Genomic DNA, 795 nt, shown 5'->3' with positions numbered 1-795 from the left:
CGATAATAACGATGACCACCAAAATGATTGCCGAGAGAATGTTGTTTTGCAGATCACTAAGCATCAGCTTGACATCATCCGACTGATCCCAAGTGTATTTAACCTGCAAATTACTTGGCCACTCTGCACGCAGTTGCCCTTGAGCAATCACCTCTTTAACTAACGCGACGGTTGCAATAATGTGCTCGCCAGCACGCGTTTTCACGTCAAGCACAATGGCAGGCTCACCATCCAAGCGGGCAAAGCTTTCCGGGTCACGAAACGCTCGGCGAACTGTGGCCACATCACCAAAGGTGATCACTTCTTTGCCATTCACTTTGATAGGCAATTCGAGAACATCTTTCAGAGAATCAAACACCGACGGAACTTTGACCGAAAAGCGCCCATATCCAGTATCGACAAAACCAGCCGCAACCACTCGGTTGTTTAGTGCGATCAAGTTATAGATATCGGCCTGATCCAATCCATAGCTTTCCATTAGAAGGGGATCAACCACGATCTCGACAATATCTTCACGATCACCAGCAATATCGACTTCCAAAATCTGGCGGAAGCTTTCTAATCGGTCACGCAACGTTCGTGCGATTTGAACAATGGTTCTCTCTGGCACCGTGCCATAAAGCACAACAGTTAAAACAGGCTCCTCTGAAGCAAAAGTGACTTCATTGACCGTCGGTTCATCACTGTCTGCAGGTAACTTAGGTTTCGCCAGATCGACCGCGTCGCGAACATCCGCCATCGCTTTATCGAGATCCACGCCGACGCTAAACTCCAAAGTCACTGAGGCGTGGCCTT

The 795-nt window shown here is 48.4% G+C and carries 1 pseudogene; it reads right to left on the bottom strand.

What is annotated here, in order from left to right:
- Positions 1-795, bottom strand: a pseudogene (gene vmeK / locus R8O11_RS26735) (multidrug efflux RND transporter permease subunit VmeK); the annotation flags it as partial.

It is taken from the genome of Vibrio sp. 1288, assembly GCF_033344475.1.
Note: the sequence above shows the minus strand (reverse complement) of the source record. Positions and strands in the feature narration are given on the sequence as shown.